Here is a 22,010-nt window from a genome sequence, read left to right on the forward strand (position 1 = left end):
CCAAAGCATCCATGTCAGGCAGTAACGCGACGCCGTGCTGGGCTATTGATCTGACATCGAAGCGCGATGGCGTTTGGTGCCAACTGACGATGGATTTCATCATGCTCAATTCTGCCGACAATGAACTGATTACCCGAGTGGAAGGCGACGCTCCGATGGGACGCTTCCTGCGCGAAAATTACTGGTTCCCCGCCGGGCTGTCGGTCATGCTCAAGGCGGGAAAGGCCCCCCAGCGCGTGGAGTTGCTGGGCAAGCACTATGTCGCGTTCCGCAGCGATGACGGCCGCGTCGGATTCTTCAACGAAAACTGCCCGCACCGGGGCGCTTCGCTCGCGCTGGCGCGCAACGAGGACAATGCGCTCCGCTGTATTTTCCATGGCTGGAAATTCGGCGTCGATGGTGAAGTGAAGGAAGTGCCGACCCAACCGGAGAATCATAGCGAATTCTGCAAGCGTGTTCCGCTCAAGGCTTACCCGGTGCGGGAGGCTGCGGGGCTCTTCTGGGTCTGGCTCGGCGGCGGCCAGCCTGCGCGGTTCCCGGAGTTCGATTTCACCCAATATAAGGAACCGAATGTTCGAGCGATCCGGCAGGAACTGAAATTCAACTGGATCCAGAGCGTCGAGGGCCTAGTCGATTCGGCCCATGTGTCGATCCTGCACCAGGGCTGGTTGCAGACGGCGGGCGACAGCAAGAAGGGGCTGGCCTCCGCAGGGCAGGATACCGCCCCCGTCTACGAGTTCGAGGACCATAATGGCGGGTTCCGCTATGCGGCCATTCGCAAGCAGGAGGGTGACAACCGCTATATCCGCGTCACCAACTTTACGGCGCCCTTCTACTGCTTCGTCCCGTTCAACACGGGCAATTGCGTCATCTCGGTGCCGATAAACGACCGCCGCACCGCGCTCTACTTCGTCCATTACAATGCCGATGGCCCCATTCCGCCTTCCGCCTACGATCCGCCGAGCGAGCCGTGGAACTGGCCGCCTTATCTGAGCGGGGACGCCTCCACCCATTGGGGCCAGGATCGCGATGCGATGGAGAAGGGCAGCTTCACGGGCTTTACCGACCATTTCATGCTGGAGGATTTTGCTGTGGCGGCCAGCCAGGGCGAAATCGCCGATCGTTCGCAAGAATGGCTCAATGAGGGCGATCGCGCGATCATCAAGTTCCGCAAGCTGATGCTGGACAGCGTTAGGGCGTTCGAGCGCGGCGAGAAGCCCTCGATCGCGCAGCTCGATGAGGTTCCGTTCCCCAATATTCGGGCGGAGGCGGAAATTCTTCCTGAGAACACCGATTGGCGAAGCCACTTCGCCATGACGAAGTGACCGACGCAAAACTTATAGTGCAGGGGATGCTCTGAATGACGGAATTGGCATCATTGGGGTTTGGAAGAAAAATATTCCGGGACGACCACGAAGCATTTCGTGAGACGGCGCGTAATTTCTTCCGCAACGAGGTCGAGCCGAACGTCAAGGGGTGGGAAAAGGACGGCTTCTATCCAGCCGAACTGTTCAAGGTCGCTGCGAGATACGGCCTTCTGTGCGCCGGCATCCCCGAAGAATATGGCGGTGGGGGCGGCGATGTGCTGCACCACATGATCCTGCATGAGGAACATGGGTACAGCCCGGGCGGCGTATCGCTGGAGGCGGGGCTTGGCACCGACCTGACGGCCTATGTCCTGTTCAACGGCGGGACGGAAGAGCAGAAGCGCGAATGGCTGCCCTTCTTCGCGCAGGGTAACGGCATTGCCGAGGTCGGGCTGAGCGAGCCAGGAGCCGGCAGCGACGCCAGGGGGATCAAGACTTACGCCCGTCGCGACGGCGACGACTGGATCCTGAACGGGCAGAAGATGTGGATGTCGAACGGCCCGCTGATGACCGTTCTGTTCGTTGTGGCCAAGACGGATGAGGGGGGACGTGAAGGCACGACCATGTTCATCGTGCCCATGGACAGCAAGGGCATTACGCGGTCGCAGCCGACCGATCTCATGATGAAGAGCTGCGGCGGCGTATGCGAGGTCTTTTTCGATGATGTCCGCATCCCGGCCGGGAATGTTCTGGGTGGGGCCGACGGCGTGGGCCGGGGATTGCGCATCGCGCTGTCGACGCTGGACCTTGGCCGCGCCTCGGTCGGCGTGCGCGCCATCGCGGCGAGTGAACTCGCACTGGCAGTCACCACGGAATATACCAGGACACGGCAGGCCTTCGGCCAGCCGGTCTTCGATTTCCAGAACACGCAGTTCAAGTTGGCCTCGGTCGCCACCGAGATCGCTGCGGGCCGGGCCTTTGTCGATTCCTGTCTCGAAAAGCTCGTGGAGGGCGGATTGCGTCCACAGGACATGGCCATGCTGAAACTGTTTTGCAGCGAGGTCGAGGGCCGGGTTATGGATGAATGTCTGCAACTTCACGGCGGCGCTGGTTTCAGCAACGAATATCTGATCTCGAAGCTCTACGCCCATGCCCGAGTGCATCGAATCTATGTCGGAACATCTGAAATAATGAAGCAGATCATCGCGCGTTCTCTATAAATCGTCCTAGGAGTTTATATGTTCAAGCTGATCGGACTCCTGAAGAAAAGAAGTGACGTCGACTTCGAATATTTCAAGGATTATTACGAAAACCAACATGCGCCTTATGCTTCGGAAATACTGCCCGTTGGACGGGACTACCGACGAAACTATGTGAAGCGTTTGCGTGCCAACGGCGTCGAAGTGGATGATGCGTTCGAATATGACGTGGTTACGGAAATGTGGTTCGACGATGAAGTCGGCTATGAAAGATTCTCCGCAGCCATGGCGGACGCTGAAATTCGCAGAAAAATCATAGCGGACGAGGAGAAATTTCTCGACAGGTCCAAATCGGTAATCATGATCGTAGAAGAATGCATATCGAAATAAGTAATAATAACAATTAATGGAGGGGAAACATGGATTTTTATCATCGTTATTTGTGTGGGATGGTTTCTTCATTTGCAATGATGGCGGCATTTTCGTGCGCCAGCGCCCAGGTGGCGGGAGAGTCGCAGGCGGCTGGCGAAGCGCGCGATGCGCAGGGTTTGCATGACATCGTCGTGACCGCCCAGCGCCGCGAACAGAGGCTTCAGGACGTGCCGGTCGCCGTCTCGACCGTCAGTACGGAGACGCTGGCGGCCGGCGGCATCATCAGCACCGACGGCCTGGAACAGTCCGTGCCGGCGGTCAGCATGACCCGGCAGCTTTCCGGCGCGACCCCCTATATTCGCGGTGTCGGCACGCAGTCGGTATCGGCCGGCAATGAGCCCGCCGTAGCCTTCTATGTCGACGGCGTCTATTATGCTTCGCCTTATGCGAACATCTTCAATTTCAATAATATTGAGCAGGTCGAAGTCTTGCGCGGACCGCAGGGCACGCTGTTCGGCCGCAACGCGACCGGCGGGCTGGTGCATGTCCACACGCGCGATCCCCAGGCGGAGCCGACGATGCGGGCCAGTGTTTCCTACGGCAATTATGGGACGCTGCAATCTTCCGTCTATGCCTCCGCAGGCAGCGACAAGATCGCGTTCGATATCGCAGGTTCGATCGTTTATCAGAGCGACGGTTATGGCAAGAACCTGTTCACGGGCGATGACGTCAATTATCGTCGCGAACGCGGCATTCGATCCAAGATCAAGTTCACGCCGACCGACAATCTGACCATCCTGTTGTCCGGTGATTATTCGCTGCTCCAGTCCGATCTGGGCGTCATTCTTCAGCCGCAACCGAACACTGCGGTCAAGGCGTTGGGTGGCGGACGTTTCGACAGTATCGCCAATCTCGATCAAAGCGTTCACACGCAATATTATGGAGGCAGCGCATCCATCGAGCTAGACCTTGGTGGCGCCACGCTGAAGTCACTGACCGCCCTGCGCAAACTGGACACGCTTATCCGGTTTGACCAGGATGCGACGCCGATCGCTTATGCCGATATTTATCTCAATGAAACCGATCGTTATTTCCAGCAGGAAATAACCTTGCAGGGCAAGCTGGGCGATCTCGTCTATACGGCTGGCGTCTTCTATTTCGACGGCTATGGTCGATATGATCCGCTGGGCGTCCGCTCGATCTCGCCGGCATCCAATATCGACATCTATTCGCCACAGACGACGAAGTCGTTGGCCGGTTTCGTCCAGGGCGACTATAGTTTCGGCAACACCACGATCACCGCCGGGTTCCGTTACACGCGCGACAAGCGCACCAACACCCCAAAACTGGTGGCGCCCGGGGGTGATCAGAATGATCCCACCGATGTCATTGCGGCGTTCCCGACCAAGTCGGCAACCTTTTCCAAGCCGACTTGGCGTCTTGCCGTGGCACAGAAATTCGGTCCGGACGTGATGGTCTATGCGAGCTATAATCGCGGGTTCAAGAGCGGCGCCTATTCCGCATCCTCGCCTACGGCAGCCCCGGTCAAGCCTGAGACGCTGGACGCCTACGAAGCGGGTCTGCGTTCAGAACTGTTCGACCGGTCGCTGCGGTTCAACCTCACCGGCTTCTACTATACCTACAATAATATTCAACTGAACCGCATCGTCAACGGCGCGGGCCTGCTGTTCAATGCGGCCAAGGGTGAGCTCTACGGCGCTGAACTCGAAACGGCCTATGTCACGCGTATCGGTGCGGGTGAACTCAACCTGTCATCGAACCTCTCGTTCCTCCATGCCAATTACACGTCTTTCCCGAACGGCCCGATCCTGACGCCAATCGCAGGCGGGTTCAACGCGCTCACCGCCGGCGACCTCAGCGGACATCGCATGATCCATGCGCCGAAATTTTCCGGTTCCTTCGCGGCCAGTTACAAGGTGCCCGTTGGTGACACCACCAGCCTCGAACTGGGCGTGAACTATTTCCACAGTGCCAGCTTCTTCTGGGAGCCGGATAATCGCGTTTCCCAGCCATCGGTCGACGTGATCAACGCATCTGCGGGGCTGGGCTTCGCTGATGGCAAGTTCAAGTTACGCGCATTCGTCAAAAATCTGACGAATGCAAAATATTACGCATATTTCACGGAGAGCACGCTAGGCGACAAGGGCGGGCCGGCAGATCCTCGTACCTACGGCGTCGGTTTCGACGTTGCATTTTGAACCATGAGATAGGGGAGCAGACCGATGAACCCTGAGATTGATTTCAGCAAGTTCGACATATTGGGGGATGACATCATTCCCCTCTTCAATGATCTTGCCAAGAAACCAGCCGTGCACTGGAATGAAAGCAGTCAAGTCTGGGTCGCGGGCCATCATGATGCCGTTGTCGAAGGGTTCAGCGGAAAGCTCCCGCTATCGGCCGAACGTCACCTGATAGCCATCGGGATATTCCCAGAGGAAGAGCGCGCTGCCAAAACAGGCAATATATTGAAATATTTTCCGCATTTTGTCACGAATGTTGAGCCGCCCGAACATTCGCGATTGCGCAAGCTGCTGATGGCGGCCTTTAGCAAGCGCATAGCGGAAGGCTATAGAGAGGTCGTCCGTGAAATCGTCGGGCGCACCATCGATCAGCTGGGCAATACCACGCAGATTGACTTCGTCGCGCAGTTTGCCAGACCCATAACGGTCAGCGCCATCCTGCATGTGATGGGCCTGGGCCCCGATTACTATGCCGACACGGAGCGATGGGCGCGGGCGCTCAATGAGGGGCTTGCCGGCATGCCGGACCCGGAGCGTATCCAGAAAGCCGATGAAGCGATTGGAGACATGGCCGCGCGCTTCATGCCAGTCATTTGCGAGCGGCGGGAAAGCGGGTCCCAGGAACGCGACTTTCTGGGAGAACTCATCCTTGCCGGGGAGGATGGCGATCGGCTGTCGGACGAAGAGATCGCGGCGCAGCTGATGCTTGTGATCGTCGCGGGTCACGATACGACTCTGAACACCATGGCGCTGACCGTCGCCAAATTGAGCAGTCATCAGGACGTCGTCGAATATATACGGCAAAATCCCGACCATTTTGAGCAGTGTATCATGGAAATGATGCGCGTCGTGAACATGTCAACGCTCATGAGCCGTATCGTGACGGCCGACTTCACCTGGCATGGGCAGGATCTGAAGGCCGGCCAGATCGCGTTCCTCCTGATTGCCGGCGCGAATCGGGACCCGACGGTGTTCGCGCAACCGAACGAGATCGACTTCAGCCGTAATCAGGGCCGGAACATGACTTTCGCGCCAGGCAGGCATTTCTGCATCGGGCACTGGTTTGCCAAGATGATCATGTCCGAGGCGCTGCCAGCTTTCATGGAACGGTTCGAGGATTGGAAGGTCCCGGCGGACAGGCTGGAGTTCAGCAATTCCATCGGCTTTCGCGGGCTGGTGAAACTGCCGCTCCAGCTGATGCCGAGGGGGGTGGATGCGTAGCGCCCTTTCCTGGAGTTTCCGGATTTCGTCTGCCTGCGACGCGGTGGCGGGGCGACCCGGCATGTCATCGGCAACCGGATATCGGCAGACAAGCCGCGCCATCCAAGCCGGTAAAGCTGCTGCCGGCACGGTAGGATAAAGCGGCGGGAGGGGTTGATCGATTGGTCGCCGAACCGCATTTGGAGGCAAGCTTGATAAGCGAAGAAGAAGATCTCAAGCTGATGGACGGCGCATTCTTTGCGCAAGGCTACCCCTATGACCTGTTCAGGAAGATGCGGGATGAAGACCCGCTTCATTGGACAAAGGGCAAGTTCGGCCGGGATTACTGGTCCGTAACGCGGCACGCCGATGTTCAGAAGATCCTTGGCGACACCGAGCGCTTCAGTTCGCAGCGCTGGGGGGTTTCGCTGCCAACATCGGCCGAAATGGTCGATCCGAGCAAATCGGAACATGCAAGATTGCAGCAGGCGGGGGCCATGCTGCCGACGCTCGACCCACCGCGCCATACGGTAGCGCGCGGCAAGTTCACCGCGCGTTTTTCGCCCCGGGCGATCAATCAGCTGGAGGACAAGGTTCGGCAGGTCGCGTCGGAAATCTTGGATTCGGTGGACCCGTCCAAGCAGATCGATTTCGTGCTGGACGTCGCGGCCCGATTGCCTACGTCAATGATCTTTACGATCATGGATATCCCGCGCGAAGACTGGCCGATGCTGTTTCACTATACGAACATGCATACCTGCCCGGAAGAGCCGGAATTCTCGATCGGCACGCCGCTCGAAACCCGGCAGAAGGGGGTGCAGGGCAGCATCAACTATTGCCGGGAACTGGGGCTGCGGCGTCGCGGGGGCAGCGGGGCGGACCTGATCACCCAGATCGCGCAGATCGAGATCGACGGCAAGCTGCTGAGCGATGACGAACTGGGCTTCCTGGGCCATATGTTCATTGTCGGCGGGCAGGAGACGACGCGCAACTCGCTTTCGGCGGGCATGCTGGAACTGGCGCGCAATCCGGCGGAATATCAGAGGCTGCGCAACGACCGCTCCCTGCTCAAGACCCTGCCGGATGAATTCATCCGCTGGGCGACGCCCGTCGCGCATTTGATGCGCACCGCCAAATGCGATGTCGAAATGCACGGCAAAACCATCAGGGAGGGCGACTGGGTCGTTTCTTGGATGGCTTCGGCCAATCGCGATGAACGGGCTTTCCAGGAACCGGACATGTTCGATGTCGGCCGGCGGCAGAACCCTCATGTAAGCTTTGGTTATGGTCCGCATTTCTGCCTTGGGGCCTGGCTTGGCCGATTGCAGATCCGCACCATCATGGGTCTGATACTTGACCGGTTCGAAACTCTCGAATTGCGCGGGGAACCGGAAAGTGTAGCCTCCATCCAGTTCTGTGGCATGAAGCATCTGCCCTTTGCGCTGCATGAGCAGGCCTGAAGGGATGTCCGATGGCAACTGAAGCCGTTGTCGCCCTGCTGTCCGCCATTGGCGAACCGTTGCGCTTGACGGAAGCGCGGATCGCCGATCCGCGTTCGGACGAGTTGCTGGTCAAGATCGCCGGAACGGGCATATGCCACACCGATCTGACCGTTCAGCACGGCAAGTTTCCTTCGCCTGTCCCCATCATATTGGGTCATGAAGGCGCCGGCGTGGTCGTCGCGGCGGGCGACGATGTCGGTGACATAGCGGTCGGCGACAAGGTGGTGCTGACATTCATGTCCTGCGGTGCCTGTCCGTCCTGCCGATCGGATGCGCCGGCCTATTGCGAAAAGTTCGGCCGACTCAACATGGGCGGCTATCGGGAGGACGGCAGCAGCGCGACCTCCTGCAACGGGCATGGGGTCGCCGGTCATTTTTTCGGCCAGTCGTCTTTCGCGACACATGCCTTGGTGAACCGGCGCAACGCGGTGAAGGTTCGCCCCGACGCGCCCATTCACATGCTGGGGCCGCTCGGGTGCGGATTGCAGACGGGGGCAGGGACCATCTTCAATGTCCTGAAACCGGAAAAGGGCAGCAGCTGCGTGATATTCGGCGGCGGCGGCGTCGGCCTGAGCGCCGTGATGGCTGCCCGGCTGGTCGGCTGCGATCCGATCATCTTGTGCGAACCGGTAGAAAGCCGCCGGACGCTGGGCCTGGAGCTGGGGGCGACGCTGGCTGTCGATCCCCGCGCGGAAGACGATATTGCCGCGCGACTGATCGAGCTATGCGGGGGCGGGGCGGATGTCATTTGCGACACGACCGGCATCCCCGCCATGATCGAGGCGGCGGTCGAGGCGCTGGGCATCGGCGGCAAGCTTGGCCTGGTGGGCATGAATTCGATGGACGCCATGGCGAGACTGCCTGTCATTTCGATGCTGAGCAAGGGCGTGACGATCAAGGGCGTGATCGAGGGAGATAGTAATCCCAAGCGGTTCATTCCCTATCTGGTCGATCTCTTCATGGACGGCAAATTTCCGCTCGACCGGTTGATTTCCTTCTTTGACATCTCGCAGATCAATGAAGCCCTGGCAGCGCAGGAAAAGGGTGACGCGATCAAGCCGATCCTGACTTTCGGGCCGTGAACCGCTCCATCCGATGGCAATTTTCCGAAGGTTGGATATCGTCGCACGGAATGATCCAGTCTTGCATCGTGAAATTTTGAGGACACAGAGAGCAGCATCATGAAGTCTTCCCCATTCGCCGATCCTTCAAGAGCCATGGTCGACCATATGCTTGGCGACGACCGCATCGCGTACAGGCGTCGTCTCGACGAATGTCTTGAAAGCGCGGCGGCGGCCGGTTCCGGCAATGTGCTGCGACAGGTGGCGACGGAGGGCCTGCTCGCCGGTCAGGACGGCGATCTGGTGAAGCTGGCCCTTGGGGCGGAAGCGGCGGCGGGCCAGCCGGCGCTGCAATGCCTTGCCAGCGACAGATACAGCCTGCTGGCGAAGCTGTTGGGCAGCGCCGAGCAGAAGTCCGTCATTTTCGCACCCGTGCCGCCCGTGCAGGCGCTGTGCCTGGCCGATCGGGCGTTGACGATCGAAGCAGGCCCGGACCGGGTTGTCGTGAGCGGTACGATCCATTCCGTTCCTGTCGCCGCTGAGGCTGAATGGCTTTATCTTGTCATGTTCGGGGAAGGTGGGCGGGCCTGCTACCTTGTTCCCGCCGCTTCCAAGGGTGTGAACCGCAAGAATATAAGCGTTACCGGTTCGGCCGATGTGGAACTGGATCGGCTCTCGCTCACGGCCGATCAGCGTCTGACGGCGGAGCCGCAGGAGCTGGAGCGTCTTCTGGGTGTGATCGGCCTGATCGACGGGCTTGAGACCCTGGCCGCGGGCCAGCGCCTTTGCAACGAAAGCGTCGCCACGGCGAAGAGCAGGCCGGCAGGGTCGGCGACCGGGTTCGACGATCAGGACATACAGTTCCGCCTGGCGGCGGCGCAGGCGCGCCTGATGATCGCTTCGGGCTATCGCACCGCAATCTTCCGCGATCTCGCCTCGGAAAGGGTGGATCCCTTCAAGGGAGCGGTGGCAAAGCTGTGGCTGAGCGAATGTGCCGAGGAAGTGGCGCGCGCATCGACCATGGCGGGACTCAGCCCCCGAAACGGAACTTCGGAAGTCATTACCACAATGCTGGCGGACGCCATGCGGGGCAATATGCTTCGCGATCTGGTTTCCGGGCAGATTTGATCCCGCTCCAGAGACAGGCGGAAAAGGATAGCGTCATGCGTACAACTGCACGGCTGGAACTTGAAGGTCATGATTTCAATGAAGAAATCTTCAGCACCGAACATGAGATGTTTCGCGAAACCGCGCGTCGCTTCATCCAGAAGGAACTCGAACCCCACTATCTTGAGTGGGAGCATACGGAAATCGGATATCCGCGGGAAATCTGGCAGAAGGCGGCGGACGCCGGTCTGGTAGGGCTGGCCATTCCGGAGGCTTATGGCGGCCCGGGGGCCGACCTTCTCTTCAAGATGATCCTTGCCGAGGAAATGGGCAAATCGGTCGCGGGCGTGAGCACCGGCGCAACCCTGTTCAGCGCCGACCTGATGACCTCCATGCTGGTGGAGCATGGGACCGAGGAACAGAAGCAGCGCTATTGTCCGGGCATATTGGCCGGGACGACGATTTCATGCGCAGGCATATCGGAACCGGCGGCGGGCAGCGACGTCAACGCCATGCAGACCCGGGCGCGTCGCGACGGCAGCGATTATCTGATCAGCGGACAGAAGGTCTATATCAGCAACGGCATGCACGCCGACCTCTGCTATCTGGTCGCCCGGACCGATGAGGATATTGAGAGGGGGCGGGGGGCCCTTACAATGTTCCTGGTCGATATGAACACGTCGGGCATGGAAAGGCAGCGCATGTCGACGCTTGGCGAACGGGCGGGGTCCGTTGCCGAACTGTTCATGGAAGATATGCGCGTCCCTGAAACGGCGATATTGGGCAAGCCGGGGATGGCGTTGCGGGAAAATCTGGCCTTCCTGTTCACGGCGGACCGCGTCGGCCTGGCGCTGCGCGCCATTTCGGTCTGCCGCCTGGCCTATGACCTGACCGTCCAGCATACCAGCGAGCGCCGGGTCTTTGGCCGGCGCGTGATCGATTTCGGCAATAGCCGCGCCAAGCTGGCGTCCATCCGGGCCGATATAGAGGTGATGGAAGGTTTCAAGGACACGTTGCTGCGACAGTTCAAGGCGGGTTTGCTGGACCCGCTGACGTCGTCAAGCGCGAAATACTGGATCTGTTCGAAGGAGTTCGAGATCGCCAATGAGTGCCTGCAATTGCATGGCGGCTACGGCTACATCACTGAATCCCCCATATCGCGGATTTTCACCTTCGCCCGGCTGGAGACCATCTATGCCGGTACGAACGAAATCCAGCTCGGCACGATCGGCAGATTGATCTGAACGCGGCATGCGGGCCCGGCACCTGTCGGTTATAGGTGCGGGATCGTTCATGACGGCCGAACCGGCTTGCCGAGCAGGGCGTCTGCGATGATCCTCTGCTGGATTTCCGATGTTCCCTCGAATATCCTGGTAAGCCGGGCGTCGCGCCAGTGGCGTTCGACGGCATGGAGCGTGGTGTAGCCCGCGCCGCCCAATATCTGCATCGCCTCGCTCGTCACCCGTTCAGACATTTCGGATGCGAAATATTTGACCATCGAAATTTCGGCCCGGGCTTGGCGTCCGGCGTCCAGTTCCGTGCATACATGATGCATGAGCTGGCGGGCGGCCTCGATCTCGGTCGCCATCGTCGCGATCTTGAACCGGATCGCCTGGAAGTTGGCAATGGGTTCGCCGAACTGGACGCGCTCCTTCGCATAGGCGATGGCGTCTTCCAGAGCGCCCTGGGCCAGGCCGATCGAACGGGCCGCAGTGTGGGCGCGCGCAACGCCAAGCGATGCGGCCGCCTCCTCGAAAGCCTTGCCCGATCCCCTCTCGTCCCGTGCCGGCACGCGCAGCCCTTCGAACCGCAGTTCCCAGGTTTTCCAGCCATGATAGCCGATCTTGGGGATCGGGCTTCCGCTCAGCCCGTCCGGGAAGGCGCAGCGCAGCTTGTCGACGATCAGACTGATCGTGCGGGGACGGGCGGCCTGGTCGGCACCCGGTTCGTCGATCCGGCACAGGACGCTGATGAAATCGGCACGATCGGCGAATGTGCACCAATATTTGTTGCCTGTTATCACCCATTCATCGCCATCGCGGCGCGCGCGACAGCTGATCCCGGAAAGGTCGGAGCCGGTGCCGGGTTCCGAAAGGGCGGCGGCGCCGAGATATTTGCCCGTAGCCATCGCGGCAATCTTTTCGCGCCGTTCCGCCTCGCTGCCGGGAATGGCGCGGTAGAATGCGTTTCCGCGCGCGAGCAGGCTGGCGACGCTCATCCAGGCGCGCGCCAGTTCCTCCGCGACGAGGCAATATTCGAAGACGCCGAGGCCAAGCCCGCCATATTCTTCCGGAATGAGGATGCCGAAAAAGCCCAGCGCGGCCATCTTCTCGATCAGCGCATCGGGAATGTCGCCCTTTTGGGGATCGAGTTCATTCGCGACCGGCAGCACTTCCGCGCGGGCGAAGTCGCGCGCGAGATCGCGGATCATCAACCGTTCGGGTGTGAGATAGGGGGAAATGACAGGGTCGGTCATGGCTGTTCCTGTTCGAACTGTTCACGGCGCACGGGCGGGGGGTTTCTATCGGGCTTGCCTGCCCGGCATAGGAAAGGATTTGGTGGAGCACAGGACCAGCAGCATTGCGATCGGCGTGACGCCTGCGGTCACGGCGAAGACAGCTGGACCGATGGCCGCCGGTCCGTTGAAGAAGGTCGCGACATAGGGCGTGAGCACGCCTCCAAGGCCGGCGCCTATGACGTTGCTCAGCAGGAAATAGACAGCGACGAACGGCGCTCGCATCGACGCCGGGGCCAGATGCTGCGCGACGATCTGTGGGAGCGTGTAGGATCCCGCGACGAAGAACAAGGCGAGGGAGGCCGCGACCATCGTCGCCATAAGCGAGTCCGACAGGAAGGCGACACCGGTCGCCGGGATCGCGCAGGTCATCATGGTGGCGGCAAGCAGCGGGATTCGGTCGATGCGGCCGCGCGTGATCAGTTTCGAGCCGAGAAAGGGCGTCGCGGCCGCACTCAACACCGCCGCCATTCCCGCTGTCGAGGTTATCAGCACGCCCGCCTTGCTGGGGGTAAAGGCGAATCCGCGCACGAGATAGGGAAGCGTCCACAGGGTGAAGGCGAAAAGCGGAATCTGGTAAATGGAGATGCCGAGGAAAAATTGCCCGAACAACCGGCCGCAGTAAAGAAAGTATCGAACCGTCTGGCCGAAAGCCGGATGATGGCCTGGCTCGGCATCGGAGCGGTTCGCGTACGAACAGGATGAAGGCGAGGCCGAGGATCACAGCGGGCAGGCCGACGATGGCAAAGGTCAGTTGCCATGGCGAATAGAGCGGGGGCACCGTTCCCGCCGCCAGCAGTGCGGCGTACCAAGCAAGGGCGCCGCCGCCCAGCGCGTGCGAAAGCGCGCCGCCCAGGATGCTCGATCCGAAGAAAAGGCTGAGCGGCGTGGCGCGCCGTTCGACCGGAAACATGTCCGCCAGCAGAGAGATTGCCGAGGGCACCAGAGCCGCCTCGCCAAGGCCGCCGCCCAGACGGAAGAAGAGCAGTATTTCGAAATTGGACGCGGTCGCGGACAGCGCCGTCATCATGCCCCACGACAGCGCGCCAAGGCCGATGAGCCATTTGCGGTTCCCGCCGTCGGCAATCCGCGCCAGCGGGATTCCGGCGGAGCAATAGAGCAGGATGAAGGTGAAGCCCGAAAGCAGGCCGATCTGGATGTCATTGACCCCCAGTTCGGCGCGAATCGGCTCTGCGAGCAGCGATATGATCGTCCGGTCGACATAGGAAATGATGGTCAGGAGGCAGAGCAGCGTGACAGCCAGCACGGGCTGGAACGGCGATGGCGCGCCGCGCACTTCGGCTTTACGGGCGAGGTGCCCGCGCCGATAAGCGTCATTCATGCTTGCCGCGCCAGCACGGCTGGGGCGAATTTGGCGCCCGCGGCGGTTTGCTTCATTTTGTCGAGCCTCGCATCGTCTCTCTCGGCGCGTGGGTTCGCGCCTGCTTTTGGACAAGAGCTTCACGTTCAAACGCATTATTGCAAGCTTTTCAGGCGATTGATTGCATCTGTGCGTAAGCGGGGCAAACTCCCGGGCGGTCAGGCGGGAGCGGCGCTGACGAGGTCCGGCAGCCATGGAACGGATGGCGCGCCGGGAACGGCGAAGCGATCACCGAGGAATTGGTAGAAGGAGACGCCAAGCTTGGCACAGGTTTTGATCAGGCCGAGCATGATGTCGCGAGCGATCCGTCCTTGTTCGCTAACGGTGCCACCGGAAATTTTGCGCTTGGTGACAAAGCTGCGGATATCGTTTTCCGAACCGTTGGTATGCAACGGGATTTCGGGACGTGTCAGAACGCGCAGGAGATCGTTTTTCTGGCGGTAGAGGCGTGCCAATTGCCGATCGAGCATCACAAAGCCGGTTTTGCGGGCAAAGATCCGGTCAAAACGAACCCTGAGGGCACGGCCCCGTTTGGGATCCGGATGCTTTTGCCAGGCTTTGAGATCGGCGTAGAACCACCAGATCAACGTGCGGATGAGTTCGAGCGCTTCACGATCTTTCTTCGAGCGGGGATGGAGTTTGTGGACCAGCCTTTCTGCATGTACCCAGCACAACGCATGGTTGCTGCCGACGCGGAACTGACCGGCGCCATCGGAGACGATAGCTGTGTCGCCGAGCAGACCTTGTTCGCAAAGGGCGCCCCATAGCGCGCCTTCGGTCGCGACCTTGGTGGGATCGGGCGTGACGCTCAACTTGTCAAAGCCCAGCGCGCAAAGATGCGCCTGCCACGCCTCGGGGCTCTCAAAATGCTTGGCTTCGTGGGCTTCCAGCACGGCAATCGGTTCGGACGCGAGGTTCATCTCGCGCATTTTGGCTAGCGCTTCGTCGTTGACGACAAAATGGCTGATGCCCGCCTGAAGAAGATTGAGAAAATTGCGCCGCGATTTGGAAAAGCTGCTGCGAAACACCGCGAAGCGCCGATCCCCAAGATGGGTGACATACCCATTCTTGCGAGCATGCGGAGCGGAAGTGTCGTCGACATTGATCCATTGCGCCGTGGAAATCCCCGTGGCTAAAATCGCCCGATCTTCGGCAACCAGATCGTCGAGCCCACGGCTGAGCAGTCGTACGACCTGGCGTTTGGAAATGGCCAAACCCATCCCGTTCAACATCGAGCACAGCCGTTCGCTGGTGATCTGACCTTGGAAATGACCCGCCGTGATAAAGCGCCGTAGCTCGGGGCCAAAGCCTCCCAAAATGCCCGCCGGCAACTCTGCTGCGATCCGCTTACCATCAGGACCCCGCCAAATCTCGCGACGATAGCGGATGACGTCAACTTCAAGCCGAAGATCCTGCACCAAGACGTCTTCGTAACCCTTGAAACGTGAGCCATCAGGAACTGCCGCTTTCAGCGTCACATCCCGGCTGACGGTGAGCTTCGATTGCACCGCCCCACGCCTCCGCTTGCTCCGCTTCTTCCCCGGTGTCGGTGACGTCGACTTCTCCATCCCCGATGGCTTCGACTTGAAGCGGGGACGCGGCGGATCGCCCTTCAATCGCGCAATCTCGTCCCGTAATGCCTGGATCTCCAGCTTGTCAGCCGCCCTCTCGATCAGCAGATCCTGGTTCGTCGCTTCCAGACGGTCGCAACGCTCAACCAGCGCAGCAACAACCCGACGAATATCCTCCTCGCCTCTTGTACCGCCAATGTCGTTGCCCGAAGTCATCGGCAGTGTGAATCACGCCAAACCAACCTTGTCCAGTCCCCCTGCCCGGAAATTTGCCCCGCTTACCATCTGTGCTGAAATCGGCCCGCGCCGCATGCAATGGGCGAGAGGAACACACGGCCGACCCGTTCTGCGCCAGCGCGCGGAAGAGAGCAAAAATTCATCCTAGTGGATTGATTCCAACGTTTGGAACCCTCGGTTTCGTGCGGCAATGATGTCATCGGGATTGGCTTTCCAGATGAAAGGCTTGGGGTAGGCCGCGTTGTATTCACGGATGAAGCGGTTGATGGCGGCCTGGAGATCGACGAGGGAATGGAAGACGCCGTTCTTGAGCCGGCGCCGGGTCAGCTTGGCGAAGAAGCCCTCGACGGCATTGAGCCAGGAACACGAGGTCGGCGTGAAGTGGAAGGACCAGCGTGGATGGCGGGCGAGCCATTGTTGGACCTTGTCCTTCTTGTGGGCCGCATAGTTGTCGAGGATCACGTGGATCGCCTTGTCCGCCGGCACTTCGCGCTCGATCCGGTTGAGGAAACGGATGAATTCCTGATGGCGATGGCGCTGCATGTTCTGTCCGATGACGGTTCCGTCCAGCACGTTGAGCGCGGCGAACAGCGTGGTCGTGCCATGGCGCTTATAATCATGGGTCATGGTGCCAGCCCGGCCCTTCTTCATCGGCAGGCCGGGCTGAGTGCGGTCAAGCGCCTGGATTTGCGACTTCTCATCGACCGACAGCACCACCGCATGAGCCGGTGGTTCGACATAGAGGCCGACGATCTCGGTGAGCTTCTCGGCAAACGCCGGATCGTTCGACAGCTTGAAGCTGCGCCAGCGGTGCGGACTGAGGCCATGCGCCTTCCAGATCGCCTGCACCGTCGAGGCGGCAATCCCGGCCACCTTTGCCATCGCGCGTACCGTCCAGTGGGTCGCCTCATGCGGAGGCGGTTCCTGCGTCAGGCGGACAATCTCGGCGACACGCTTGGGCGGTATCGGCGTCTTGCCGGGCGGACGGGATTTGTCGCGAAGCAGGCCATCGACGCCTTCGTCCATGAAGCGTTCCTGCCAGCGCCAAACGCAGGTCTTCGATTTGCCGGTTTCGGCCATGATCGCAGAGGTGCCCAGACCATCGCCGCTCAGCAGCACGATCCGTGCCCGCCAGACGTGCTTCTGCGGGCTCTGCGGGGCCGCTGTAATGTCGCACAATCGCTGACGGTCGGCGGCGGACAGGGTGAAAGTGATGCCATCGCGCATCCTCTCAGACTCGCACGCCAGCAAGCCGATGGGAATCCCCCACCGGACTCTTTTGTTCCGGTCAATCCACTAGTTGTCTGGTTGCGACACATCATTGGGACATGGTAAGCAGCGCTATTGCGGATCACGCATGGCGCTTTGCTGCTCTTGTTGATGAGGTTTTGTGATGGTGCAGATACATCCCCAGGCCCGAACCACGCCTGTTGTGCGGGCGGAAATCGCTCGTTCTACCGAGTCTGCCAGTGTCGTCGCAAAGCGCTATGGCATCAGCGACGAAACCGTCCGCAAGTGGCGCAGACGCGGCGAGAAGGAGGTCCAGGATCGCTCAAGCCGGCCCAAGCGCCTGGCTTGGTGCATGTCCGAGGAAGAGCGCGCCATCATCTGCGCTGTGCGCAGGTCGACTGGCTTCGCCCTGGATGATCTCACCTTCGTGCTCCGGCACTTCCTGCCACACCTCAATCGCGACAGCATCTATCGGGTGCTCAAGGCCGAGGGGCTCAACCGCCGCCCACCCAAACCCACGACGCAGCCGCGCAAAGGGCAAGGCCGCTTCAAGGACTATGATCTGGGCTTCGTCCACATCGACGTAAAACATCTGCCCAAGCTGCGTACCGCGGACGGTGAGATCCGCAAGCGCTTCCTCTATGTAGCCATCGATCGCTGCTCACGGTTCGTCCATCTCGACGTCTACGACGCCGAGAATGCCGCCAACGCTATCACCTTTCTCAACGCCGCTAGGAAGGCGTTCCCTTTCCGCATCACCCATGTCCTGACCGACCGGGGATCCTGCTTCACCGCCGACGATTTTGAACGCACTTGCGCCAAGATCAAGGTCACTCATCGCAAGACAAAACCCTATACACCCCAGACAAATGGCATGGTCGAGCGCTTCAACGGCCGCATCGCCAGCGAGGTGCTGGGCATCAACGTCGCCGGCCACGCGGATCTCGAAATCCTGTTGGCCGGCTTCAACCGCGCCTACAATCGACGACGACAGCGCGCGCTCCAAGGCAGCTCACCACGCCAGAAGGTGGAGGAACGGATCGCACTGGCACCCGCGCTCGCCAATCCTCTTTACAAACCGTCGGTACCGGACGATCTTATGACTAAAGTCGACGACATCTTATATTATGCCAATGATGTGTCGCAACCAGACAACTAGCGTTCGGCTTATATTTTTGTACCGTCCCGATACCCGCGCAGATTGTTACGAAACTGAGCTCGACGAACTATATGACTTTTATCTGAAGGCTCTCAACAAAGCATTCAAGGGTGTTGGAAATTCCAGTCGCAACCGACGGTAGTGTGACCTGTCGCGCTGACACCGGACGCTTACCAGCAACAGAACGGCCGAGAGCATTACAGGTGCGATCAAATTGTTCGCTATTTGTTCCGGAATCGCCAATGTCATGCACCGATTCCGATTATTGCGGGGGCAGGGATAATCTGGGCCGAAGACGAAGAGAACAAGGTTCCAGTCCAGGCCAGATCATGATGCCTGCCAGACGCTTCTTTCATAGACGGACTTTCTGGTTCATGTAACCTGCAAACAGATTTCAGACGGGGAGAGGTTGACGCATGGCCGATGCCGGCAACCGCAGCGAAAATGCGCGGGTCAGGACCGCGTTTCACGACTTGCGTGTGGTCGACTTTGGCGCGGGCATGTCTGCGGCTCTTGTGGCGAAACAGCTCTCGGAGTTTGGCGCGCGCGTCGACCGTATCGAACCGCGGGCGGGCGATCCGTTTTACGATATTTATTCCGCCTATCGTTTCTGGCATCGCAATGCCGTTCTGGCCGACCCTGAGAGCGCGGTCGATCTGCTGGAGCGGGCCGACATCTGCATAGTGGGTGGAGAGGATTATCCGGGGTTCGACGCCGGTTGCCGGAGCGCGGAGGCGCTGAGCCGGGATTATCCTAAACTGATCGTCCTGAAACTGGTCGGCGATCCTGTGTCGTTTCATGGTCGCCACCCGGCCGTCGATCTTCTTGTTCAGGCGCGGCTGGGCATCGTTCATGAACAATATTCGGCCCGGCCGAATGTGCAGTCATTTCCCATGCCCAGTTACGGGGCCGCCCTGCTTGGATTGATTGGAACCCTGACCTGTCTGGTGGAGCGGGAAAAAAGCGGGTTCGGGCAAGTCGTCACGGCTTCGCTCGTGGCGGGTGGGGCGATGTTCTGGGGGCCGTTCTGGATGACGGCGGAAAGGCCGGATCACGGTTTCCGGAGCATCACTCCGCGAGACGTGCGACATCTGACGCTGCGCTGTGCCGACGCGGAGTTCGTCCAGATCACCATGGCGGTTCCCGGCGCCGTCGCGGGTGTGCACACAGCCCTGAAGATCGGCGGCAAGGTGTGCGATGCCGATCGGGGCATGCCTGACCAGTCGCGCGGGCCGGCTGCATTTTTCGGTGATGTCGAGCTTTACGACCGCCATGCTCGCGCATTCGACCGCGTGACGCTGGTTCAGGCATTTCGCGACAACGGGGTGCCGGTGGAGGCCGTTCTGGAACCCGGAGAATGCTGGGATGACGAACAGCTCAGGTTCAACGGTCTGATCCAGGTCGACCCGGACGGGTGGGAATATGTGGGCAACCCCATCCGCGTCGGCCTTGCTTCTGAATCGTCCCGACCGTCGCCAGCCGGGCCAGTCGACCACGATGCAAGCGGCCCCCCGCTCGCCGGTGTCCGCGTCATGGACTGCGGCATTTTCGTCGCCGGTCCCTATGCGGCAAAACTGTTGGGCGATTATGGCGCTGACATCATCCGGGTCGAGTCCCCGTCCGGTCCGGCGACCTTGAGCGGGGAACGGACGATCATTTCCGCGAATATCGGAAAGCGGTCGATCCGCATCGATGCGAAGTCGCCCGATGGACAGGCGGTCCTCGATCGGCTCTGCCGGACGGCCGACATCGCCCTGAACAACTTCCGGCCGGGAGTGAGCAGCCGTCTGGGGCTAGACCAGGAAACGCTGCGTGGCGTCAATCCGGACCTCATCACCCTGGAAACGACCGCCTATGGGCCGCAAGGACCAAAGGTTGCGATGCCGGGTTTCGACATGGTGATACAGGCGCATTGCGGCTTGCAGGTCCGGGCTGGCGGAACGGTCAATCCGCCGCTCTGTACCAGAACGCCGATCGTCGATTTCACGGCAGGCGCTGTCGGCGCCATCGCAGTGCTGGCCGGGCTTTACGAACGGGTGAAGACAGGTCGGACAATGTCAGTCGAAACCAATCTGCTCAACATCGGGGCCTGGATGATGTCGGAACTTGTCCGTTCGCCAACGGGCCAGAATATGGGAGCAGAAGTGCTGGACGGGAGCCAGACCGGCTTTCATCCATCAGAATGCCTGTATCGAACATCGGACGGCTGGATCGCCGTTGCTGCCCGCTCTGATGCGATGGCTGCGGAGTTCGCCGCAGTCCTTGGCGTTGAAGTTCCCGCGTGCAGGCGGGATTGGGGGGCAAGCGAACATGACAGGCTGGGCGCCCGGATCGTACAGGAGACTACGCAGCGGCAACTGGATCGGCTGCATGCCGCGGGCGTCTGGGCGGAGGCCTGTGTACGGGACGGTTGGCAGGAGGTCCTCAAGGCAAGTGACATCCTGCAGGAAGTGGACGATGCCGACTATGGACTGGTTCGACATTGCATCGGGCCGCTGGTCCGCTTTTCGCGCAGTAGGACGGCTTCGCACCAACGTCTGTCGAGGGCGGCCGGCGCGGACAGCGGTGAGATTCTTGCGGAGCTGGGTTTTTCACCGGAGGAGCGCGCCAGGATGTTCGGAAACGGAACCGTCATGTAGAGATCGGCGCGCCGTGCGAGCGCCCGGTCCTTAAAAAAACCGGGCCATCGTCTTTTTCTGGACTTCGCTCGTGCCGGCATAGATGGACGCCAGCCGCGTTGCGGTGAATATCTGCGAAATGGGCGCATCCGTCATATAGCCGTAGCCGCCATGCAGTTGCAGGCATTCGTTGGCTGCGTGAAAGGCGCGGTCGGCGAACCAGATCTTCGCGGCGGAGGCTGTCTCGTCGTCCAGCGTCCCATTGTCCAGCTTGTTGAGGACAGTATCGAGAAACGCTTCGCCTGCAAGGATGTCCGCGCGGATCTCGGCAAGCTTGAACTGGGTGTTCTGATATTGGATCAACGTCTTGTCCGAAATCTTCCGTTCTTTCGCGTGCGCGACGGTCAGGTCGAAGGCCAGTTGCATCGCCCCAAATGAACGGGCTGCGGAAATCGCGCGGTCCGGGGGAAATAGAAGGCGCAGATTGTCGGACAGGCCGCACCCCCGCTTTCCCACGATGGCCGTCGCCGGAACCCTTACATCGTCGAGGAAAAGTTCCGCCACGCCCTGAGCCTTCATGCCCAGCGTGTCCATGCGCCGCCGGGCAAAGCCCTTTGCGTCGCCCTCGACAAGGAACATTGTCATCGCATGGCGGGGACCGTCGCAATCCTCCTGGGTGCGCGCGAGAATGTAGAAAAGATCCGCATTGCAGCCATTGCTTATGTAGACCTTCTGGCCGCTGATCCGGTAATCGCCGCCATCCTTGCGCGCAATGCTGCGAAGAGACAGGACGTCCGATCCGGCGCTAGGTTCCGTCAGGCCAAGGGCCTGGTTGGTTTCGCCTGCCAGAATGGCTGGAAACCAGTGGTCCTTCTGTTCACGCGAACCGAATGCCACCAGCATTTCGGTCAGCATGTCGTTTTCGAAAATACCGCCTACCCACGCTCCGGCAACCGCTCGGCCCATTTCCTGGGCATGGATGATGTTGAAGAGCTGCGTACCGCCGGGGCCGCCCCAATCCTCCGGAACGAGCGTGCCGACAAGGCCGAGTCTGGCCGCCGTCTTCCAGATTTCCTGCGGCACGCCGCCGGCGCGAGGATCGCACCATGCGCGATAATGGGGATCGATTTCGTCGCGGATGAAGCGGCGCAGGGTATCACGGAAAAGATCATGTTCCAGTTTGAAGGGCGTGAATTGGGAAGAACCGTCTTGCCTCGTCGTCATCGCGCTTGTCCTCACATGATGCGTTCGCTCGGCAGGGTTCAGGATATGGCCAGGCATGGCTTGCCT

General features: G+C 60.3%; 16 protein-coding genes and 1 pseudogene. 11 read left to right on the top strand and 6 right to left on the bottom strand.

Annotation, left to right across the window (positions count from 1 at the left end; all coding sequences use genetic code 11):
* The first annotated feature begins 101 nt into the window (after positions 1–101).
* The 9 genes from HUK73_RS02655 to HUK73_RS02695 all read left to right on the top strand — a co-directional run bounded on the left by HUK73_RS02655 (position 102) and on the right by HUK73_RS02695 (position 11,253).
* A complete protein-coding gene (locus tag HUK73_RS02655; protein WP_176590507.1) occupies positions 102–1,325 on the top strand; it encodes a Rieske 2Fe-2S domain-containing protein in 1,224 nt (407 codons plus the stop codon).
* A 35-nt stretch (positions 1,326–1,360) separates the two neighbouring features.
* The gene (locus tag HUK73_RS02660) at positions 1,361–2,527 is read left to right on the top strand and encodes an acyl-CoA dehydrogenase family protein (RefSeq protein ID WP_176590508.1); all 1,167 of its coding nucleotides are present in this window, start codon (positions 1,361–1,363) and stop codon (positions 2,525–2,527) included.
* 18 nt (positions 2,528–2,545) lie between these two features.
* The gene (locus tag HUK73_RS02665; protein ID WP_176590509.1) at positions 2,546–2,896 is read left to right on the top strand and encodes an EthD domain-containing protein; all 351 of its coding nucleotides are present in this window, start codon (positions 2,546–2,548) and stop codon (positions 2,894–2,896) included.
* A gap of 77 nt (positions 2,897–2,973) precedes the next feature.
* Positions 2,974–5,097, top strand: a complete 2,124-nt coding sequence (locus HUK73_RS02670) for a TonB-dependent receptor (protein WP_176590510.1) — start codon at positions 2,974–2,976, stop codon at positions 5,095–5,097.
* Positions 5,098–5,121: 24 nt separating this feature from the next.
* Positions 5,122–6,360: a cytochrome P450 gene (locus HUK73_RS02675; RefSeq protein WP_176590511.1), complete on the top strand. Its 1,239-nt coding sequence runs from the start codon at positions 5,122–5,124 to the stop codon at positions 6,358–6,360.
* Positions 6,361–6,551: 191 nt separating this feature from the next.
* Positions 6,552–7,799 carry a cytochrome P450 gene (locus HUK73_RS02680; RefSeq protein ID WP_176590512.1) on the top strand — a complete coding sequence of 416 codons (1,248 nt, stop codon included), beginning with the start codon at positions 6,552–6,554 and terminating at the stop codon, positions 7,797–7,799.
* Positions 7,800–7,810: 11 nt separating this feature from the next.
* The gene (locus tag HUK73_RS02685; RefSeq protein WP_176590513.1) at positions 7,811–8,923 is read left to right on the top strand and encodes an NAD(P)-dependent alcohol dehydrogenase; all 1,113 of its coding nucleotides are present in this window, start codon (positions 7,811–7,813) and stop codon (positions 8,921–8,923) included.
* 99 nt (positions 8,924–9,022) lie between these two features.
* On the top strand, positions 9,023–10,030 hold the full coding sequence (locus HUK73_RS02690) for an acyl-CoA dehydrogenase family protein (protein WP_176590514.1): 1,008 nt from the start codon (positions 9,023–9,025) through the stop codon (positions 10,028–10,030).
* A gap of 35 nt (positions 10,031–10,065) precedes the next feature.
* Complete coding sequence (locus HUK73_RS02695) at positions 10,066–11,253, top strand: acyl-CoA dehydrogenase family protein (protein ID WP_176590515.1); 1,188 nt, start codon at positions 10,066–10,068, stop codon at positions 11,251–11,253.
* A gap of 47 nt (positions 11,254–11,300) precedes the next feature.
* On the opposite strand, the gene HUK73_RS02700 is transcribed toward HUK73_RS02695, so the two are convergent.
* The 5 genes and pseudogenes from HUK73_RS02700 to HUK73_RS02715 all read right to left on the bottom strand — a co-directional run bounded on the left by HUK73_RS02700 (position 11,301) and on the right by HUK73_RS02715 (position 16,940).
* Positions 11,301–12,485 carry an acyl-CoA dehydrogenase family protein gene (locus tag HUK73_RS02700; protein WP_176590516.1) on the bottom strand — a complete coding sequence of 395 codons (1,185 nt, stop codon included), beginning with the start codon at positions 12,483–12,485 and terminating at the stop codon, positions 11,301–11,303.
* Between the two features lie 45 nt (positions 12,486–12,530).
* Positions 12,531–13,136, bottom strand: a complete 606-nt coding sequence (locus HUK73_RS26655; RefSeq protein WP_255326170.1) for a hypothetical protein — start codon at positions 13,134–13,136, stop codon at positions 12,531–12,533.
* A gap of 40 nt (positions 13,137–13,176) precedes the next feature.
* Positions 13,177–14,100: pseudogene (locus HUK73_RS27095) on the bottom strand (MFS transporter); the annotation flags it as partial.
* On the bottom strand, positions 14,064–15,692 hold the full coding sequence (locus tag HUK73_RS02710; RefSeq protein WP_218036409.1) for a transposase: 1,629 nt from the start codon (positions 15,690–15,692) through the stop codon (positions 14,064–14,066). The pseudogene HUK73_RS27095 and the gene HUK73_RS02710, both read right to left, overlap by 37 nt.
* A 165-nt stretch (positions 15,693–15,857) precedes the next feature.
* The gene (locus HUK73_RS02715) at positions 15,858–16,940 is read right to left on the bottom strand and encodes an IS630 family transposase (RefSeq protein WP_176590518.1); all 1,083 of its coding nucleotides are present in this window, start codon (positions 16,938–16,940) and stop codon (positions 15,858–15,860) included.
* Between the two features lie 166 nt (positions 16,941–17,106).
* Between HUK73_RS02715 and HUK73_RS02720 the strand changes: the two genes are divergently transcribed.
* A complete protein-coding gene (locus tag HUK73_RS02720) occupies positions 17,107–18,102 on the top strand; it encodes an IS481 family transposase (RefSeq protein ID WP_176590519.1) in 996 nt (331 codons plus the stop codon).
* Between the two features lie 416 nt (positions 18,103–18,518).
* The gene (locus tag HUK73_RS02725) at positions 18,519–20,741 is read left to right on the top strand and encodes a CoA transferase (RefSeq protein WP_176590520.1); all 2,223 of its coding nucleotides are present in this window, start codon (positions 18,519–18,521) and stop codon (positions 20,739–20,741) included.
* 30 nt (positions 20,742–20,771) lie between these two features.
* Here HUK73_RS02725 and HUK73_RS02730 read toward each other — a convergent pair whose 3' ends face one another.
* A complete protein-coding gene (locus HUK73_RS02730) occupies positions 20,772–21,944 on the bottom strand; it encodes an acyl-CoA dehydrogenase family protein (RefSeq protein WP_176590521.1) in 1,173 nt (390 codons plus the stop codon).
* Positions 21,945–22,010: the final 66 nt, after the last annotated feature.

Origin of the sequence: Sphingobium sp. EM0848 (assembly GCF_013375555.1) — a bacterium.
Taxonomy (GTDB): Bacteria; Pseudomonadota; Alphaproteobacteria; order Sphingomonadales; family Sphingomonadaceae; genus Sphingobium.

What these genes read in the sequence shown, in the direction of transcription:
- HUK73_RS02685 (WP_176590513.1), top strand. Translation starts at nt 7,811, where the DNA reads ATGGCAACTGAAGCCGTTGTCGCCCTGCTGTCCGCCATTGGCGAACCG.
- HUK73_RS02675 (WP_176590511.1), top strand. Translation starts at nt 5,122, where the DNA reads ATGAACCCTGAGATTGATTTCAGCAAGTTCGACATATTGGGGGATGAC.
- HUK73_RS02670 (WP_176590510.1), top strand. Translation starts at nt 2,974, where the DNA reads ATGATGGCGGCATTTTCGTGCGCCAGCGCCCAGGTGGCGGGAGAGTCG.
- HUK73_RS02665 (WP_176590509.1), top strand. Translation starts at nt 2,546, where the DNA reads ATGTTCAAGCTGATCGGACTCCTGAAGAAAAGAAGTGACGTCGACTTC.
- HUK73_RS02700 (WP_176590516.1), bottom strand. Translation starts at nt 12,485, where the DNA reads ATGACCGACCCTGTCATTTCCCCCTATCTCACACCCGAACGGTTGATG.
- HUK73_RS02695 (WP_176590515.1), top strand. Translation starts at nt 10,066, where the DNA reads ATGCGTACAACTGCACGGCTGGAACTTGAAGGTCATGATTTCAATGAA.
- HUK73_RS02725 (WP_176590520.1), top strand. Translation starts at nt 18,519, where the DNA reads ATGGCCGATGCCGGCAACCGCAGCGAAAATGCGCGGGTCAGGACCGCG.
- HUK73_RS02730 (WP_176590521.1), bottom strand. Translation starts at nt 21,944, where the DNA reads ATGACGACGAGGCAAGACGGTTCTTCCCAATTCACGCCCTTCAAACTG.
- HUK73_RS02690 (WP_176590514.1), top strand. Translation starts at nt 9,023, where the DNA reads ATGAAGTCTTCCCCATTCGCCGATCCTTCAAGAGCCATGGTCGACCAT.
- HUK73_RS02660 (WP_176590508.1), top strand. Translation starts at nt 1,361, where the DNA reads ATGACGGAATTGGCATCATTGGGGTTTGGAAGAAAAATATTCCGGGAC.
- HUK73_RS02720 (WP_176590519.1), top strand. Translation starts at nt 17,107, where the DNA reads ATGGTGCAGATACATCCCCAGGCCCGAACCACGCCTGTTGTGCGGGCG.
- HUK73_RS02710 (WP_218036409.1), bottom strand. Translation starts at nt 15,692, where the DNA reads ATGACTTCGGGCAACGACATTGGCGGTACAAGAGGCGAGGAGGATATT.
- HUK73_RS02715 (WP_176590518.1), bottom strand. Translation starts at nt 16,940, where the DNA reads ATGCGCGATGGCATCACTTTCACCCTGTCCGCCGCCGACCGTCAGCGA.
- HUK73_RS02655 (WP_176590507.1), top strand. Translation starts at nt 102, where the DNA reads ATGCTCAATTCTGCCGACAATGAACTGATTACCCGAGTGGAAGGCGAC.